Origin of the sequence: Belnapia sp. F-4-1 (genome assembly GCF_000802185.1) — a bacterium.
Taxonomy (GTDB): Bacteria; Pseudomonadota; Alphaproteobacteria; order Acetobacterales; family Acetobacteraceae; genus Belnapia.
In genome coordinates, this window is the sequence record NZ_KN676113.1 from 4329645 (window position 1) to 4347476 (window position 17832).

Below are 17832 nucleotides of genomic sequence, written 5' to 3' on the forward strand. Positions count from 1 at the left end.
AGCAGGCCGGACAGTTGCAGGGGAGGCGCAGTTGGACAAGCCGGAGCTTCTGGTGATGGGCGTCCTGCCCGACTGGGACCTGGAGCCCATGGCGGAGCGCTATACCCTGCGCCTGCTGTACGAGGCGCCGGACGAGGCCGCCTTCATCGCCGAGCATGGAGCGGCGATCCGCGGCATCGTAACCAAGGGTGAGATCGGCGCCTCCGCCGAGCTGATGGACCGGCAGCCGCGGCTCGAGATCGTGGCATGCTACGGCGTGGGCGTGGATGCGATCGACCGGGCCTATTGCGCGAAGCGCGGCATCCCCGTGACCAATACGCCCGATGTGCTGACCGAGGATGTGGCGGACCTCGCCTTCGCCCTGCTGCTCGCCGCGGCGCGGCGCATCCCCGCGGCCGATGCCTGGGTGCGGGACGGGTCCTGGGTGCGCGAGGGCTCGATGCCGCTGACCACGCGGGTCTGGGGCAAGCGGATGGGCATCGTCGGGCTCGGGCGGATCGGCTCGGCGGTGGCGAAGCGGGCCGAGGGGTTCGGCATGGCGATCAGCTACAGCGGCCGGTCGCCGAAGCCGGGGGTGCCGTATGCGTTCCATCCGAGCCCGGCGGCGCTGGCGCCGGAGGTCGACATCCTCGTCTGCTGCGCCATGGGCGGGCCGACGACGCAGGGGTTGATCGACCGCGCGGCGATCGAGGCGCTCCGGCCGGGGGCGATCTTCGTCAATGTCAGCCGCGGCTCGGTGGTGGACGAGCCGGCGCTGCTGGAGGCGCTGCGCAGCGGGCGCATTGCGATGGCGGGGCTCGACGTGTTCTGGAACGAACCGGCGATCGACGCGGAATTCGCCAGCTTCCCGCATGTCGTCCTCGCGCCGCATGCGGCGAGCGGCACGGTGGAAACCCGCCGTGCCATGGGTGCGCTGATGCAGGAGAACCTGGCCGCGCATTTCGCCGGCCGCCCCTTGCCGACGGAGGTCAAGCCGTGAAGTCGGTCGTCATCCACGCGCCGAAGGATCTCCGCGTCGAGGAGCGCGAGGCGGGGGCGCCGGGCCCCGGCCAGGTCGCCATCCGCATCTGGGCGGGGGGCATCTGCGGCTCCGACCTACATTACTACCTGCATGGCGGCTTCGGCGCGGTGCGGCTGCGCGAACCGATGGTGCTCGGCCATGAGATCGCCGGCGTCGTCGAGGCGCTGGGCGAGGGGGTGCAGGGGCTCTCGCCGGGGCAGGCCGTCGCGGTCAATCCGAGCCTGCCCTGTGGCGCCTGCCGGCACTGCCTCGCCGGACGGCCGAACCACTGCCTCGACATGCGCTTCTACGGCAGCGCGATGCGGATGCCGCATGTGCAGGGCGGCTTCTCCGAGCTGCTGGTCTGCGAAGCGGCGCGCGCCGTGCCGTTGCCGGAGGGGATGGCGCTGGAGCTTGCCGCCTTCGCCGAGCCGCTCGCCGTCTGCCTGCATGCCGGGCGGCAGGCGGGGCCGATGCTGGGCGCGCGGGTGCTGGTGACGGGAGCGGGGCCGATCGGCAACCTCGCCATCGCCGTCGCCCGGCATGCCGGGGCAAGGGAGGTGGTGGTGACGGACCTCCACTCGACCCCGCTGCTGACGGCGCGGCGCATGGGCGCGGACCGCACGCTCTCGATGAGCGAGGACCCGGACGGGCTGCTGCCCTATACGCTCGACAAGGGGCATTTCGACGTGGTGTTCGAGGCGTCCGGCAGCGGCGCGGCGCTGACCTCGGCGATTCAGGCGGCGCGGCCGGGGGCGGTGATCGTGCAGCTCGGCCTCGGCGGGGATGTCGGCCTGCCGCTCTCGGCGCTGGTGGCGAAGGAGGTCTCGCTGCGCGGCACCTTCCGCTTCCATGAGGAATTTGCGCTTGCCGTCGATGTCCTGGCGCGCGGCGACATCGACCCGACGCCGCTGCTGACGGCGACCATGCCGGTGGCGGAGGCAGTCGCCGCCTTCGAGCTGGCGGCGGACAAGAGCCGGGCGATGAAGGTGCAGCTGGCGTTCTGAGCCGGTGGGCGCGGCGGGTTGATTCACGGCCGCGCCCGTCGCAGTCTTCCGGCCAAGCCGAAGAAGGATGGTCCGGGACGATGCGAGCCCTCGTACTCCGCCAGCATGGCGACCTCGATGTGCTGGCGCTGGAGAGCGATTATCCGACGCCCAAGGCGGTGCCGGAGCATGTCGTCATCCGCGTCCGCGCCTCTTCCTTCAACTACCATGACGTCTTCACCGTGAAGGGCATGCCGGGCATCAAGGTGCCGATGCCGGTCGTCATCGGCCTCGACATGGCCGGCGAGATCGCCGAGGTCGGCGCGGATGTGTCCGGCTGGGCGCCGGGCGACCGGGTGCTGGTCAATCCCATCAACAAGAAGAAGGGGTTGATGGGCGAGATGCTGGATGGCGGGATGGCGGAATACTGCCTCGTCGCCGCCGACCAGCTGATCCGCCTGCCGGAAGGCGTCAGCTTCGAGCAGGCAGCGGCGCTGCCCGTTGCCTATGGCACGGCGCACCGGATGATCGTGACGCATAAGACGATCAAGGCCGGGGACAATGTGCTGATCCTCGGCGCCTCGGGCGGAGTCGGCACGGGATGCGTGCTGCTGGCCAAGCAGCTGGGCGCCCATGTGGTGGCCGCCGCTGGCGGTGAGGAGAAGTGCCGGCGCATGCTGGAGATCGGCGCCGACGAGGCGATCGACTACCGAAAGGTCGATTTCTCCAAATGGGCGATCGAGCGCTTCGGCAAGCCGCAGCGGCGGAGCTATGAGGGCGGCGTCGATGTCCTCATCAACTATACCGGGGGCGAGACCTGGGGGCCGGGCCTGCGCTGCGTGAAGCGGGGCGGCAAGATCCTGGTCTGCGGCGCGACGGCGGGCTTCGACCCGAAGGAGGACCTGCGCTTCATCTGGACCTTCGAGTTGCAGGTGATCGGCAGCAACAGCTTCTACAACGAGGACTTCACCTCGCTGATGGACCTGATCCAGCAGGGGAAGATGAACCCCGTCATCGACAAGGTGCTGCCGCTGGAGCAGGCGGCGGAGGGGCTGGCGCTCATCCGTGACCGGAAGGTGATGGGCAAGGTGGTGGTGACGCCATGACGCTTGAGGAATTGCAGGCGCTCGTCACCCGGGCGCCCTATCATCAATGGCTCGGGCTCGAGGTAGTCTCCTTCGGCGGGGGCGAGATCGAGATCCGCGCCACTTGGCGCGAGGAATGGGTGGTGAACCCGGACCGGCGCTACACCCATGGCGGCATCCTCGCCGCGCTCGTGGATCTCGCGGCCGACTGGGCGCTCGGCGCGGAGCTGGGGCGGGGCATCCCGACCGTCGACATGCGGGTCGATTACCATCGGCCGGCGATGCCGGGCGACCTGATCTGCAAGGGGAAGATCGTGCGGCAGGGCGGGATGTTCTCGGTCGCCGAGGCGTCAATCTTCGACCTCGACGGCAAGCTCTGCGCCTCGGGCCGCGGCGTCTACCTCACCGCCCCGCCGAAGTGACCGGCTTCCGCAACCTCGGCGCGCTGATCGATCCGGCCGCCGACGCGGAGAAGACGGCGCTCATCGATCTCTCGACCGGCGAGGCGCGGCACATCAGCTACGCCGCGCTGGATGCGATGAGCAAGGCGGTGGCGCGGGGGCTGCTGCGGCGGGGCCTGAAGCGGGGCGACCGCGTCGGCATCCTCGCGGCGAATTCGGCGGAGTTCCTGGCGGCACTGAATGGCGCGATGCGGGCGGGGCTGGTCGCCGTGCCGGTCAACTGGCGCTTCCCGAAGACGACGCTCGACTACGTGCTGGAGAACAGCGGCGCGAGCCTCGTCTTCACCGATGCGGCGCGGCGCGAGGCGGTGCCGGGTGGCATCGTCCTGGGTGGGGCGGAGTGGGAGGCGCTGCTCGACCCAGGGCCCTTCGAGGCGGTGGTGCCGGCGCCGGCGGAGCCGGCGCTATTCCTCTATACTTCGGGCTCGACGGGCCGGCCGAAGGGCGTGGTGCTGTCGCACCAGTCGCATCTCTGGGTGGTGGAGCAGCGGCTGGCCGGCGCCGACATGCGGCAGGAGCGGGCGCTGATCGCGGCGCCGCTCTACCACATGAATGGCCTCGCCCTGGCGCAGCTGGCGAGCGCGGCGCACATTACGGTGGTGCTGCTGCCGCAATTCGAGGCGCGGGGCTATATCCGTGCGATCGGCGAGCATCGCGCCACCTGGATCACCGGCGTGCCGCCGATGATGGCGATGCTGCTGCAGGAGCGGGAGCTGCTTGCGGCAACGGATACCTCCAGCGTGCGGCATGTGCGCTGCGGCTCGGCGCCGACCTCGCCGGCGCTGCTGGCAGCGATCAAGGCGGCGTTTGTGCGGGCGCGCTTCGTCAATGGCTATGGCACGACGGAATGCGGGCCGGTGGTCTTCGGGCCGCATCCGCAGGGTATCCCGACGCCGCCGCTCTCGGTCGGCTATCCGCATCCGGCGGTGGAGCTCAGGCTCAACGCGCAGGATGTGCTGGAGCAGAAATGCCCCGGTATGATGAACGGCTACTGGAACCGGCCGGACCTCAGGGCGCCGGTCACGCCGGACGGCTTCTATGTCACCGGGGATGTCTTCTCGGTGGATGCCGACGGCTTCTACACCGTGGTCGGGCGGGTGGACGACATGTTCATCTCGGGCGGGGAGAACATCTTCCCGAGCGAGGTGGAGAAGGTGCTGGAGACGCATCCGGCCGTCGAGCAATCGGCCGTCATTCCGGTCCCCGACGAGATCAAGGGCACCAAGCCGGTTGCCTTCGTCGTCCGCCGGCCAGACGTGGTGGTGGATGAGGCGGCGCTGAAGGCGCATTCCCTCGCCCATGCGCCGGCCTATATGCACCCGAGGCGCATCTGGTTCGTGGAGGCGCTGCCGCTGATGGGGACCAACAAGATCGACAAGGCGCAGCTCGCCGCCTGGGCGCGCGAAGGCCTGAACCAGCCAGGGTAGGAAACGGCCGTCAGCTCCAGCCGGGAGGATGACGCCCTTGAAGAGACGCATGCTGCTCGCCCTCGCCGCCGCGCCTGCCCTGGCGCGGGCGGCGGACCTGCCCGACCATCCGGTGGTGATGATCGTCCCCTACGCGCCAGGCGGCTCGGCCGATGTGCTGGCGCGCGTCATCGCCCCGGCCATGGGCGAGGCGCTGGGGCAATCCGTGGTGGTGGAGCTGCGGCCGGGCGCCGGGGGCAATATCGGCGCGGCGCATGTGGCGGAGGGGGCGCGGGCGGACGGCACGACGCTCCTCTTCGCCTCCATCTCGCTCTCGACCGCGCCGGCCTTGCAGAGGCTGAGCTTCGACCCGCTGCGGGACCTGGTGCCGGTGGCGGGGCTCGGTGCCATCCCGAGCCTGATGGTGGTTTCGCCCGAGAGCCCCTATCGAAGTCTCGGCGATGTGCTGGCGGCGGCGCGGGCCCGGCCGGGAGCGATTACCTATGGCTCATCCGGGCCGGGGACCGGGAGCCACCTCGCCGGGGCGCTGCTCGCGGCGCAGGCGGGGGTGGAGCTGACGCATGTGCCCTATCGCGGCTCCGGCGCGGTCTATCCGGACCTGATCGCGCGCAGGATCGATATCCTGCTCGATGTCATGGGCAGTTCGGCCGGGCAGGTGACGGCGGGGGCGGTGCGGGCGTTGGCGATCAGCGCGGCGGAGCGCGCCTCGGCCTTCCCAGCGGTGCCGACCATCGCCGAATCGGGGGTGCCGGGCTTCGAATTCCTCACTTGGTTCGGCTTCTTCGCCCGCAGCGGCACGCCGGAGCCGGCGCGCCGCGCGCTGGAGGTGGCCCTGCTCCGGGCCTTCGCCGCGCCCGCGGTGCAGGAGAAGCTGCAGCAGGCGAGCGCGGTGCCGCTGCCGGCGCGGGGCACCGAATTCGGTCACTGGTACGCGGGCGAGGTGGCGCGTTGGCAGGGGCTGGTGCGGCAGGGCAAGCTGGCGCGGATCGACTGAGGTGCCGCATCCATGCCCATCCCCGACCATGTCCGCGACCATGCCGGGCTGATCCTGGCCGATACGCTCGGCGCCATCCTCGCCGGGCAGGCGCAGCCGGAGGTGCGGTCGATGGCCGGGCGGCATGCGGGGGCGGGCGTGCCGCTGCTCGGGACGCGGCTCGCGGCGCCGGTGCCGATGGCGGCCTTCCTCACCGGCTTCGCGGGGACGGCGCTGGAGTTGGACGAGGGGAACTACCCGGCGGGCGGGCACCCGGCGATCCATGCGGTGGCGCCGGCGCTAGCCGAGGCGGCGGTGCGGGATGCCTCGGGCGAGGCGCTGCTGGCGGCGGTCGTCGCCGGGTATGAGGCGGGCTCGCGGGTCGGCCATGCGATGCGGCTGCGGCCGGCGGCGCACCCGCATGGGACCTGGGGGGTGATCGGCGCGGCGGCGGCCGTCGCCAGCCTGCGCGGCCATGACGAAGGACGGGTGCGGGCAGCGCTGGAGCTGGCGGCGAGCCTCGGCCTGGCGACGAGTGCCACGGCCTCGCTGCGGGGCGGCTCGGTGCGCAACATCTATGCGGGGGCGGCGGCGCAGAACGGGCTGCTGGCGGTCGACCTGCTGGAGTCGGGGGTGACGGGGGAGCCGGGCGGCATCGCCGTTGTCTTCGGCGAGGTGGTGGGCTCGGCTTTCGATCTGGCCACCTATCAAGCAGCGGAGGGGCGCTGGTTCATCCTCGAAAGCTTCCTGAAGCAGGCGAGCTGCTGCCGGGAGACGCAGGGGGCGCTGGAGGCGATCGAGCTGCTGCTGGCGGAGGCGCCGGTCGTGCCCGGGGAGGTGGCGGGGATCGAGGTGGCCACCTTCGCCTCCGCCGCGCTGCTGGCGGAGCGTGCGCCGGTGGCGCCGATCGCGGGGCGGTTCTCCATTCCCTTCACCGTGGCGACGCGGATGCTGCGGGGGCATGCCTGGATCGAGGCTTTTTCCGCGGAGGCGATCGCCTATCCGGCGACGCGGGCACTGGCAGCGAAGGTCAGGGTCGTCGAGGATCCGGAGTATACCGCACGGCTGCCGGCGGAGCGGCTATGCCGGCTGACGCTGCGGCTGGCGGATGGCGGCGTGCGGGAGCGGGTGGTCTGCGGGACGCCGGGCGATCCGGATCGGCCGCTGCCGGAAGCGGCGTTGCAGGAGAAATTCCGCCGGAGCGTCGAGCCGACGCATGGCGCGCGCTGGGCGGGGATGTGGGAGATGGCGCGGCACCCGGAGCGCATCGGCGCCGTGGCGGCGCTGTTCGACGCTTTCCGGCCGTGACGGGCAGCATGCCGCGCTGCCTCGGGCCGGGCGACGCCGCTGCCTTCCGGGCGCTGCGGCTGGAGGCGCTGCGGCTGCATCCGGAGGTCTTTGCCGCGGATTTCGCCGAGGAAGCGGGGCGGCCGCTCGACTGGTTCGCGGAGCGGCTGGCTTCGAACGAGGTCTGGGCCGCGGTGGCGCCGGACGGGACGCTGCTCGGGATGGCGGGGCTGATATGTCACGCGGCGGCCAAGCTGCGGCACAAGGCGGTGCTTTGGGGCGTCTATGTCCGGGCCGAGGCGCGCGGCACCGGGCTTGGTGCCGCGTTGGTGGGGGCGGTGCTGGCGGCGGCGCGCGGGAAGGTGGAGGAGGTCCGCCTCACTGTCACCGTCGGCAACGAGGCGGCGATCCGCCTCTACGAGGGCTTCGGCTTCCGCGTTTATGGGTGGGAGGAGCGGGCGCTCCGCGTCGCCGGGCGCGACTATGACGATGTGCTGATGGCGCTGCGGCTGGGCTGAGCGCCGGCCTCCATCTCGCGCCTGATGCGCACGGCCTCGCCCGACTCGTCGATGGCGACATCGGCCCAGCCGACCGCGGCGCCGCGCGGCACCGCGCGCTTGAGCCGGACGCCATGGGCGAGGCCGATGGGCAAGGCGCCAAGGGCGAGGGAGCGTTCCGCGGGGAGGCATTTGCCCCAGACCATGGCACCGCCCTCGCCATCCAGCACCTCGCCCTCGGCGAGGTCGCGCTTGGCCGTCGCCACCACGTCGCCGCGCCAGGCCTCGGGCGCGCCGGTCGGCTCGCGGCGGAGCGCCGCGGAGGCGATGCTCACGCCGAGTTCCAGGCCGATCAGGTGGTAGGGGCGCCAAAGGGCGGCGAAGCGCCCGGAGGGGTCGCAATGGACGCCGTATTCGGAGAAGCAGCGGCGGATGTAGTCGGTCTCCCCCTCGAAGACGGCATAGACTCCCCAGCGAAGGTCGCCCACCACCTGCCGCCCGTCGCGCTCGAGGGAGGAGATCACCTCGACCACCCCGCCTGCATCGGCGAAGACGCGCGGCAGGTCCTGCGTGCCGCAGGGAGGGAAGCGCAGCCCGTCCTCCGGCGGGGCGAGGCCGGTGGCATTGGCGATGGCCGCCATCTCGATGCCCGACTTCGTGCCGTCGAGGAAGGAGTTGAACATCTGCGGGTTCATGCCCCCAAGCCGCGCCTGCTCCTCAGTCAGGCCGTAATGGCCCCAGACCGTCTCCGGCGTGCTCTCGTGATAGGCGGGGAGGTATTTCGTGCCCTTGCCGGCGGCGGTGACGGGCAGGCCCATGGCGCGGATGGTGTCGACCAGTTCGCAGACCAGCGCCGGCTGGTCGCCGTAAGCCAGGGAATAGACGACGCCCGCCTGCCGGGCCCGGGCGGCAAGCAGCGGGCCGGCGAGGACATCGGCTTCCACATTCACCATGACGATGTGCTTGCCATGCCCGATGGCGGCCAGCGCATGGCGGATGCCGGCCGCCGGATGGCCGGTGCATTCGACGATGACCTCGATGCGCGGCTCGGCCATTAGCGCCATCGCATTCTCGGTGAGATGGGTGCCGCCGGTCGCCAGCGCCGCGTCGAGCGAGGCCGGGGCATAACGCTCCGCCTCCCAGCCGATGCGGGCCAGGGCGTCGCGGGCACGGGGGATGGAAAGGTCGGCGATGCCGGCGACCTGGATGCCCGGCATCCGCACCGCCATGGCGAGAAACATGGAGCCGAATTTCCCGGCGCCGATGACGCCGACGGTGATGGGCCGCTCCTCGGCCGCTCGGCGGCGCAGCATGGCGTGCAGGTTCATGGCCGTTTCCTCTGCGTCGTTGACCGGGGAGGCTAGCGCTTGACGCCGCACCCGCGCCACCCGAGCCTCGCCGCACAAGCGGACAGGGAAGGGCAACGCCATGCGCGTCGGGGTGATCGGTCTGGGCAGCATGGGGATGGGCGCCGCCCTTAGCCTGGTGAAGGCCGGGGGGATGGAGGTCGCGGGCGTCGATCCGCGCGAGGCGGCGCGTACGGAGTTCGCCGCCGCCGGAGGCATCGCCGCCGCCCGCGCCGCTGACCTGCCGGAGGGGACGGAGGCGCTGCTCGTCCTCGTCGTCAATGCGCAGCAGGCCGAGGCGGCGCTGTTCGACCCCGAGGGAGCGGCGCCGCGCCTCGCCCCCGGAGCGGTGCTCATCGTCTCCTCAACCATGGCGCCGGAAGATGCGCGGCGGCTGGCGGCCAAGGCCGAGGCGGCGGGCCTGCTCTATGTTGATGCGCCGGTCTCGGGCGGCGCGGTCGGGGCGCGGGCCGGGGCGATGACGGTGATGGCCTCCGGCAGCCAGGCGGCGATGGCGAAGGCGGCGCCGGTTTTCGCGGCCGTCGCCAAGAAGGTCTGGACGCTTGGCGAGGCGCCCGGTCTCGGCAGCACGATGAAGGTGGTGCACCAGTTGCTGGCCGGCGTGCACATCGCGGTGGCGGCAGAGGCGATGGCGCTCGGCATCAAGTCGGGCATCGAGCCGCAGGCGCTGTTCGACGTGGTGACTAATGCGGCGGGGAATTCCTGGATGTTCGAGAACCGCATGCCGCATGTGCTGGAGGGTGACGAGGCGCCGCGCTCGGCGGTCGACATCTTCGTCAAGGACCTCGGGTTGGTGACGCAGCTGGCGCGCGAGGTGGCCTTCCCGGCACCGCTGGCCGCGCAGGCGCAGCAGCTCTTCATCTCGGCCAGCGCGCAGGGCCATGGCGGCAAGGACGATGCCTTCGTCATCCGGGCATACCAGGCCCTGACGGGGATCCGGCTGCCGAAGGAAGGTTGACCGTTGGCCGGCATGGGCCCGGCAAGCGCTAAGTGTTTGTTTGTGCGCTCATTTCCAGGTCATCCGGCGTCAGCGCCGGACCGCACCATGCTCTGAGAACGTCCCACGAACATTAACCCTTGATTCAAGGTTCAGGATTTGTTCACATCGGTCCATGCCGATGATCGACCCGTTGGACCCGAACCACATCCCCCCGCCGCCGGGCCGCCCGAGGCCAGGACCGGTCAAGGGCGGCCTCCGCATCACCGTGATCGGCCTCGGGCCGATGCAGGAGGCCTGCCTCGCCGGAATGCTGGCGCTCGCGCTTTCCTGGGTTTCGGCGGAGTTGCTGTTCCGGGTGGAGGCAGGGCGGGAGGCGGCGCCGCGGGCGATCCTCTCTGCGGCGCTGCAACCCTGAATTGCTCACTGCATCGCGTGTAGGACCTGCGGCAGTATTGATCCATCACGACGCCTGGTTCGGCCGTTCCTGGCCTGAACTGGATACATCGTGAGGTTATTGCATTGCAGTTGAATGTCCTGCTCCGCGGCCAGTCCAATGCCCAGCTTATGGGCGACTACAATGGCGGCGCCCAGGCGATGGTACATCGGGTCGAGGAGTTGCTTGGCTTCGATGGCGTCACCGATGAGGTCAATCTTCAATATTCCAGCCATGGCCGTAACGGGAACACCGTCTTCGGCGGCACCTCTCTGCTGGGCGACTGGCTGAAGCCCGGCCCGGACGGCGAAGGCTGGGCCACCAGCAGGCTCGAGCAGAGGCTGCTCGACTATGTCGGCCAACTGCCTGCGGCACAGAAGGCGGAGCCGACCGCCGTCGTCTGGTTCCATAGCGAGTATGACAGCCGCGACGCCCATCTGAGCCCGGCCGAGTGGGAGAGTGCTGTCCGTGGCGAGGCCGCGTCGCTGCGCGCCGCCTATGGGCAGGATGCCGCGGCGCTGCCCTACCACTTCGTCAGCGCCATCCCCTATTCCGACGGGAGCGATGCCGGTCACCAGGCGATCCGCATCGGCATGGAGGAGCTGGCGGCCGACCCGGCCTTCAATGCCCGCATCGGTGCCCGCGCGCTGGATACGGATATGAGCTTCAACAACCTCGATGTGGATTGGAGCACCCGCGACTATGGCGGGCCGCACCAGTCCAATGCGGACGGGATGCAGACCGGCGAGCGCCTTGCCCTCTCCCTCGCCCAAGACTGGGCCGAGTATGCGAAACCCGGCTCACCGGTGGCGCTGGCCGGCGGCCAGGTCGATGACCTTGGGCCGCAGGTGGTGCAGGCGAGCCGCGTCGGCGACCGTCAGCTCGCCCTGACCGTGGCGCATGATGCCGCCCACAGTCTCGCCCCGCTCGATGCGGATGCCGCGCGTGGCGCGGGCTGGACCACGACCGGCGATGCGGCGGGGGTGAGGATCGAGGCCAGCGCGGCAAGGCTGACCGGCCCGGGCACGCTGCTGCTGGACTTCGCCGCGCCGCTGCCGGCCGATGCGCGGCTGTTCTACGGCCATGGCAATGGCCGCCTCGCCGGCGCCGACGGCAGCGGCCGTGGCCATGCCGTCTATGACGACCAGGGCATGCCGATCTGGGTCGACGCGCATGGGCTCGTCGCGGACGGCACGATCCATGCGCCGACCACCGCCTCGGCGGGCCTGCAAGGCGGCGATGGTGCGGATGTCTTCAGCCTTGGCGCGGGCAGCGGCGGCGGCGTCCTCGCCGGCGGCGCGGGGGCGGACCAATGGGTCGTCGCACCCGGTGCCGGCAGCGCCACCATCGCGGATTTCAGCCCGGGCCTCGACCATCTGGTCTTCACCGGAGTCGCAGCGGAGAGCCTGGTCACCACGCCGACCGCGACGGGCGGCCTCGCCTTCACCTTCGATGCCGCCGGCCACAGCCTCACCCTGCCCGGCGTCGCAGCGCTGGCGCCGGGCGACATTCTTTTCGTCTGAGCCTGGCGATCTTCGCGCTTCGCTAACCTTCGCGGGGCGAGACTGGCGGCGCCCCAGGACGGAGCCGCCGCGTGAACGCCATCCCCGATGGGCTGCACCCCGCCATGACCGCGGCGGAGCAGGCCCTGCTCGCCGCCGCGGTTGCGGACCGGTGCTGCGGCCTGGAATTCGGCTGCGGCGGCAGCACCGGCCTGCTGCTCGCCGCCGGTCTGCCCCGCCTGCTCTCCGTCGACAGCGACCGCGCCTGGCTGGAGCGTGTCGCCGCCGCCAACGCGCCCGCCATCGCGGCGGGACGGCTTCGCCTGCTGCATGTCGATATCGGCCCGACCGGTCCCTGGGGCTACCCGGCCGAGGCCGCTAGCCTGCCGCGCTGGCCGGCTTACTGGCGCGACCCCTGGGAGGCCGCCGGCGAAGTCGATGCCGTGCTGGTGGATGGCCGCTTCCGCGTGGCATGCGCGCTCGCCGGCCTGCCGCGGCTCGCGCCCGGCGCATTGGTGATCGTCCATGATTTCTGGAGCCGCGCGGCCTACCGCGCGCCGCTGCTCCGGCATTTCAGCCTGGACGGCAGCGCCGGGACTCTTGCCCTGCTGCGGCCGAAGCCTGGCTTGGACCCGGCGACGCTCGCCGTGGACATCGCCGCCCATGCCTTCGAGCCGGGATGAGGCACGCAATTTCCGCGCGACGCCTTAACCGGGTTTTCATTCCCCGGGCGGAGACTGCTTGCATGGTCCCGGACGAGCCGGGCCAGCGACCAGAGGGAAAACCCAAATGCCGCTGAATTCGGTGATCACCAATGCCGGCGCCCAGGTGGCGCTGGCCTCCTTCAACAAGACCGCGGAAGCGCTCACCGTCACGCAGAAGCGCATCTCCACCGGCTACCGCGTGGCCGATGCGAAGGATGACGGCGCCGCCTATGCCGTCGCCGAGCGCGTGCGCGGCGAGGTGGCGGCCAACACCTCGGCCAATGAGCAGCTTGGTGGCGCCAAAGGGCTGATCGACGTCACCTCGGCCAGTCTGCAGAACGTCTCCACGACGCTGCAGAAGCTGCAGACGGTGGCGGTGAAGCTGGCCGACGGCACCATCTCCGGCGAGCAGCGCACGCAGTATCAGGCGCAGGCGAAGGAGCTGACGAACAACATCCAGTCCTTCATCAAGGACGCGACCTACAACGGCACCAACGTGCTGAACGACCCCACCAACCTCGCCAACCAGGTGGTGCGCAACGGCGCGGGCGATACTTATACCTTCAGCGGCTACAAGGCGACCACCAACATCTTCAACACCGTCTCGGCGGCGAATACCTGGACGCGAGGCGACGCCTCCGCCGCGCTGACCAAGACCGGCGCGATCTCGAAGGCCATCACCAACACGCTCAGCCAGATGAACAACTTCGGCAGCTACTCCAACTTCGTCGACAGCCAGATCAACTACAACAAGTCGAAGATGGACGCGCAGCAGGCCGGCATCGGTGCGCTGGTCGATGCCGACTTGGCGAAGGAGTCGGCGACGCTGCAATCGCTGCAAATTCGCCAGCAGCTTGGCACCCAGGCGCTGTCGATCGCCAACCAGGCGCCACAGACGCTGCTGAGCCTGTTCCGCTAACGCGAAGGCCGAAGCCGGCAGGAGGCCGGCCACAGGCTGAGGCCGCGCGCCCCTCCAGGAAGGATTGCTGCGCATGTTCCCCGACTCCGAGACCGAAACCCAGGCCCATCGCGGCGCTGCCGCCTATCGCCGCCGCCTCTCGTCGCGGCAGATGGAGGCCGAGGTCTTTGCCCGCGCCAACCGTGCCATCCGCGAGAGCCGAGACGGCGGCCCGCTCGCCCGCGCCCGCGCCGTCGCCGATAACCGCCGGCTCTGGGACGCGGTGCAGGCCGCCGTGATCGACCCGACCAATGCACTGCCGACCGAGTTGCGCGCCAGCATCGCCGGTGTCGCCATGGCGGTGCTGCGCGAGTGCGGCACGGAGGAGCCCGATCTCGACTTCGTTGCCGAGATGAACGACCACTTCGCCGCCGCGCTTTGGCGCTGAGGGGAGGGATGCGATGACCATCGCCGCCACGCCCGATGCGCTGCTTGGCGCTCGCCTCCACGCCGGCGCCCGCCAGTTGCTGCAGGACCGCCGACCAGCGGAAGCGCTGCCGATGCTCGACCGGCTCGCCCGCCTGCCCGGCCTCGCCCCCGCGGCCGCGCTGATGCAGGCCGAGGCATTTGCCACGTTGGACCGTCTGCCGGAGGCCGAGGCGGCAGCCGACCTGGCCCTCGCCGCGGACCCCGAATGGTCCGCCGCCCGCCAGGTCCGCGCCCGCATCCGCCTCGCCCGAGGCGAGGTGAAGGGCGGCATCGACGACGCTGCCGCGGCGGTGATGGCGACGCCCTGGGACCCCGCGGCCAAGGCCCTGCTCGGCGCCGCCTTGCTTGAAGGCCGCTGCTTCGACGAGGCGATCTGGTTTCTCAGCGAGGCGGTGCGCGCCGCGCCTGGTGACACCGTCCTGCGCGCCCGCTTCGGCCAAGCCTTCATGCTGGCGGGACGGCATGGGGCCGCCGCCGAGCAATTCGCCCTTTGCCGCAGGCAGGCGCCGGACCGGCCGCGCTTCGTCGCCCTGGAAGCGCAGAATGCGCTGCTCGCGGGAGATGGGGCATCCGCCATGGCCTTGGCCGAGGCCGGCCTCGCCGGCGGCGTTCCGGATGCCTCGCTGCACAGCATCCTCGCCCATGCGCTGGTCGCTGCCGGCCGCGTGGCGGACGCGGCACCGCACTTCACCGCGGCCGCGCGGCTCTCGCCCGGCAACGGCTATCTCGCCCATCTCGCCGCCGCAGCGGCGGGGGAGGGAACGGAGCGGGCGACGGAGAGCTATGTCGCCGCGCTCTTCGACGGCTATGCGCCGCGCTTCGAACAGTCGCTCATCGGGCTTGGCTACCGCGTGCCCGGCTTGGTGCGGCGAATGGTGGAGCGCCATTGGCCGGCCATCGCCGCCGGCGAGGCGAAGCTTGGCCCGGTGCTCGATCTTGGCTGCGGCACCGGCCTCGTCGGCGTGGCGCTGACGGATTTGCTGGGCGGGCCGCTGACCGGCATCGACCTTTCGCGCGGCATGCTGGAGCAGGCTGCGGCCAAGCATCTTTATGCCGAGCTGCGCCAGGCCGACATCGCCGCCGCACTGCGCGAAGGCCTGCCGCCCCAGGCGCTGATCGTCGCCGCGGATGTCTTCATCTATCTCGGCCGGCTGGAGGAGGTGCTGCGGCTTTGCGGCGAGACGCTGGCGCCGGACGGCGCGCTGCTCTTCAGCCTGGAACGGCTGGCGGCGGGAGAGGGGTCCTGGCGGCTCGGCCCCTCTGGCCGCTACGCCCATGCGCCCGACTATGTCGCCAGCTGCCTTGCCGAGGCCGGGCTCGCCGTGATCGAGCAGCGCGACGAGGCGCTTCGTCTCGAAACCGACCATGCGGTCGAAGGCATGCTGATCCTCGCACGCCGGATGCCGTGCTGATGGGCGCGCTCGCCTATCATGCCGGGCTGGAGGCGTTGCGGGTCGGCAGGATGGAGGCGTCGCTCGCGCCGCTGACGGCCGCGCTCGACGATCCCGCGTTAGGGGTCTGGGCCCAGCTCAATCTCGGCCTCGCCCTGCATGCACTCGGTCGCCTCGCCGAGGCGGAGCCGCATCTGCGAGCGGCCATGATGGCGCTGCCGGAGCAGGCGGAGCCGGCCTTCCGCCTCGGCACCATCGCCGGGCTGCGTGGCAATGCCGCCGACGCCGTGGCCCTGTTCCGCATCGCCCTGTCCCGCGACCCGCGCCATGTGCCGGCCCATGCCGCCCTTGCGGGCTTGGTGGATGTTCCGGCGGAAGCCCGCGCGCTGCTCACCGCGGCTCGTCGGATCGATGCGGAGGAGCCGGAACTCGTCCTGGCGCTGGCTCGCCTCGACCTAGCCGAAGGCCAGGCGGAGGCTGCTGCCAAGGGAGCCGCCACGGTATTGGCTGCCCGTACGGGCCATGCGGTCGCGGCCCGGCTCTTCGCCGAAGCCGGCATTGCCGCATGGGGTGCCGAGGCGGCACTCGCCGAGATTGATGCCCGTGCGGAGGCGGAGCCTTTCGCCGCAGGATGGCCTCTCGCTGCAGCCTCCGTGCATGAGGCCAATGGCCGGCCGGGTGCGGCCCTCGCCGAGTTGCGCACCGCCCACCTCCTGGCGCCGGACTCGCCGGACATCCTCGCCGCGCTGGCGCATGCCCTGGCCGATGCCGGGCTAACGACGGAGGCGGAACTGACGCTCCGCGCCGCGATCAAGGCGCGGCCCGCCGATCTCGATCTGCGCAACCGGCTGGCGACGGTGCTCTGGAAGGCCAATCGTCTCTCGGCCATGCTCGATATCCTGGCAGCCGCCATCGCCGATTTCGGGCCACATCCCACCCTGTTGCAGAATCAGGCCTTGGCGTTGAACACCATCGGCGAGCAGGAGGCTGCGCTCGCCGCCGCCGATGCATCGCTGGTCGGGGGAGGCGTGGCGGCGCTGGTCAACCGGATCGCAGTGTTGCCCTACCACCCCGTCGCCGGCACCGCCGCCAACTTGCGCGCCGCGGCCGAGGCGATTGACGCCGCGCTACCGCCGGTGGCGCCGCTTGCCGGCCGGCGCCGGCCGCACGGCGGGCGGCTTCGGGTTGGGCTGCTGTCGGGCGGCCTCGGCCAGCATCCGGTCGGATGGCTGACGCTGGCCGGGCTGGAGGCGCTCCCGGAGCGCGAGTTCGAGCTGACCGCCTATTCGCTCAAGCCGCGGCAGGACCCGCTCGCCGCCCGCTTCCGCGCCCGCTGTGCTCGTTGGCGCGAGGTTGGCGCGCTGGAGGATGCCGCCATTGCCGCGCTGATTGCCGAGGATGGCATCGACATCCTCGTCGAGTTGGGCGGTTATGGCGAAGGTGGCCGGCCCTTCGTGCTGCAGCACCGCCCGGCGCCGATGCAGGTGAAGTGGGTCGGCGCGCAATTCTCCACGCTCGGCCTCAATGGCTGCGACTGGATGCTGACCGATCGCTGGGAGACACCGTCCGGCTTCGAAGCCCACTACACCGAACAGCTGTTGCGACTGCCGGATGGCTATGTCTGCTACCTGCCGCCGCCCTATGCGCCGCCGGTAGCGACCCTGCCTGCGCTCGGCCTCGGTGCCGTCACCTTCGGCTGCTTCAACAACCTCGCGAAGCTGACGGCGCCGGTGCTCGCGGCCTGGGCGCGTATCCTTGCCGCACTGCCGGAGGCTCGGCTGGTGCTGCGCACCCATAGCCTTAGCGAGCCGGAAACGCGGGCGCGCACCGCCGGGCGGCTCGCCATGGCGGGGCTGCCGATGGCGCGGGTGGCGCTGGAGGGTGGCTTGCCGCATCGCGATCTCATGGCGGCCTATGGCGGGATCGATATCGCGCTCGACCCCTTTCCCTATACCGGTGGGTTGACGGTCTGCGAGGCGCTGTGGATGGGCGTTCCCGTCCTAGCCATGGCGGGGGACAGTTTCTGCGCCCGGCATGCGCTCAGCCATTTGAGCAATGTGGGTCTCGCCGATTGGGCGGTGGCGGATGCGGAGGAATATGTGGCGCAGGCGATCGCCCGGGCGCGGGATTTGCCAGCACTCGCTGCGCTGCGGGCCGGGATGCGCGAGCGCGTTGCGGCATCGCCGCTCACCGATGCGCCGCGCTTCGCCCGCGGCCTCGCCGCCGCCTTGCGTGAGGCGTGGGAGGAGGGCACTCGATAAAACGTCATAGAAGGTGGTTAGGCTTCTGGTAACCTTTGACTGGGCCGCCGCGAAGCAGGTCCTATCTCAGCGGAACCGTTGGGCCCTTCCGGCCGTTCCGGCTGCGTCTCGCGGGATAAAGAAGCAGGAAC

The 17832-nt window shown here is 71.0% G+C and carries 17 protein-coding genes; 16 read left to right on the forward strand and 1 reads right to left on the reverse strand.

Going from position 1 to position 17832, the window contains the following annotated elements; translation table 11 throughout:
* Positions 1-31: 31 nt before the first annotated feature.
* The 8 genes from LH62_RS20495 to LH62_RS20530 all read left to right on the forward strand — a co-directional run bounded on the left by LH62_RS20495 (position 32) and on the right by LH62_RS20530 (position 7737).
* On the forward strand, positions 32-979 hold the full coding sequence (locus LH62_RS20495) for a 2-hydroxyacid dehydrogenase (protein ID WP_043363877.1): 948 nt from the start codon (positions 32-34) through the stop codon (positions 977-979).
* On the forward strand, positions 976-2007 hold the full coding sequence (locus LH62_RS20500) for an L-idonate 5-dehydrogenase (RefSeq protein WP_043363878.1): 1032 nt from the start codon (positions 976-978) through the stop codon (positions 2005-2007). The genes LH62_RS20495 and LH62_RS20500 overlap by 4 nt, the downstream gene beginning before the upstream one ends.
* An 80-nt stretch (positions 2008-2087) precedes the next feature.
* Entirely contained in the window at positions 2088-3092 is a 1005-nt protein-coding gene (locus tag LH62_RS20505) for a zinc-binding dehydrogenase (protein ID WP_043363879.1), read from the forward strand.
* Positions 3089-3493 carry a PaaI family thioesterase gene (locus tag LH62_RS20510; protein WP_043363881.1) on the forward strand — a complete coding sequence of 135 codons (405 nt, stop codon included), beginning with the start codon at positions 3089-3091 and terminating at the stop codon, positions 3491-3493. Before LH62_RS20505 ends, LH62_RS20510 begins: the two co-directional genes overlap by 4 nt.
* Positions 3490-4959, forward strand: a complete 1470-nt coding sequence (locus LH62_RS20515) for a class I adenylate-forming enzyme family protein (RefSeq protein WP_043363882.1) — start codon at positions 3490-3492, stop codon at positions 4957-4959. The genes LH62_RS20510 and LH62_RS20515 overlap by 4 nt, the downstream gene beginning before the upstream one ends.
* A gap of 37 nt (positions 4960-4996) precedes the next feature.
* Complete coding sequence (locus LH62_RS20520) at positions 4997-5953, forward strand: tripartite tricarboxylate transporter substrate binding protein (protein ID WP_160299861.1); 957 nt, start codon at positions 4997-4999, stop codon at positions 5951-5953.
* A 12-nt stretch (positions 5954-5965) separates the two neighbouring features.
* Positions 5966-7240 carry an MmgE/PrpD family protein gene (locus LH62_RS20525; RefSeq protein ID WP_052214745.1) on the forward strand — a complete coding sequence of 425 codons (1275 nt, stop codon included), beginning with the start codon at positions 5966-5968 and terminating at the stop codon, positions 7238-7240.
* An 8-nt stretch (positions 7241-7248) separates the two neighbouring features.
* A complete protein-coding gene (locus LH62_RS20530; RefSeq protein ID WP_043366268.1) occupies positions 7249-7737 on the forward strand; it encodes a GNAT family N-acetyltransferase in 489 nt (162 codons plus the stop codon).
* Here the strand turns inward: LH62_RS20530 and LH62_RS20535 are convergent.
* Complete coding sequence (locus LH62_RS20535) at positions 7701-9044, reverse strand: NAD(P)H-dependent oxidoreductase (RefSeq protein ID WP_043363885.1); 1344 nt, start codon at positions 9042-9044, stop codon at positions 7701-7703. The genes LH62_RS20530 and LH62_RS20535 overlap by 37 nt on opposite strands.
* A 100-nt stretch (positions 9045-9144) precedes the next feature.
* Here LH62_RS20535 and ltnD point away from each other — a divergent pair, with 100 nt between their 5' ends.
* The 8 genes from ltnD (at position 9145) to LH62_RS20575 (ending at position 17701) form a co-directional block, all read left to right on the forward strand.
* Positions 9145-10041 carry an L-threonate dehydrogenase gene (gene ltnD / locus LH62_RS20540; RefSeq protein WP_043363886.1) on the forward strand — a complete coding sequence of 299 codons (897 nt, stop codon included), beginning with the start codon at positions 9145-9147 and terminating at the stop codon, positions 10039-10041.
* Positions 10042-10201: 160 nt separating this feature from the next.
* On the forward strand, positions 10202-10438 hold the full coding sequence (locus tag LH62_RS20545; protein WP_160299862.1) for a hypothetical protein: 237 nt from the start codon (positions 10202-10204) through the stop codon (positions 10436-10438).
* Between the two features lie 104 nt (positions 10439-10542).
* A complete protein-coding gene (locus LH62_RS20550; RefSeq protein WP_144404563.1) occupies positions 10543-11979 on the forward strand; it encodes a hypothetical protein in 1437 nt (478 codons plus the stop codon).
* A 71-nt stretch (positions 11980-12050) separates the two neighbouring features.
* On the forward strand, positions 12051-12641 hold the full coding sequence (locus LH62_RS20555) for a class I SAM-dependent methyltransferase (protein ID WP_052214746.1): 591 nt from the start codon (positions 12051-12053) through the stop codon (positions 12639-12641).
* 106 nt (positions 12642-12747) lie between these two features.
* Positions 12748-13581 (forward strand): flagellin, encoded by an 834-nt coding sequence (locus LH62_RS20560; RefSeq protein WP_043363890.1) that lies wholly within the window; start codon positions 12748-12750, stop codon positions 13579-13581.
* Positions 13582-13654: 73 nt separating this feature from the next.
* The gene (locus LH62_RS20565; RefSeq protein WP_043363892.1) at positions 13655-14008 is read left to right on the forward strand and encodes a flagellar biosynthesis regulator FlaF; all 354 of its coding nucleotides are present in this window, start codon (positions 13655-13657) and stop codon (positions 14006-14008) included.
* A 13-nt stretch (positions 14009-14021) separates the two neighbouring features.
* Complete coding sequence (locus LH62_RS28600; RefSeq protein ID WP_052214747.1) at positions 14022-15461, forward strand: methyltransferase domain-containing protein; 1440 nt, start codon at positions 14022-14024, stop codon at positions 15459-15461.
* Complete coding sequence (locus LH62_RS20575) at positions 15461-17701, forward strand: tetratricopeptide repeat protein (protein WP_052214748.1); 2241 nt, start codon at positions 15461-15463, stop codon at positions 17699-17701. Before LH62_RS28600 ends, LH62_RS20575 begins: the two co-directional genes overlap by 1 nt.
* Positions 17702-17832 lie beyond the last annotated feature (131 nt).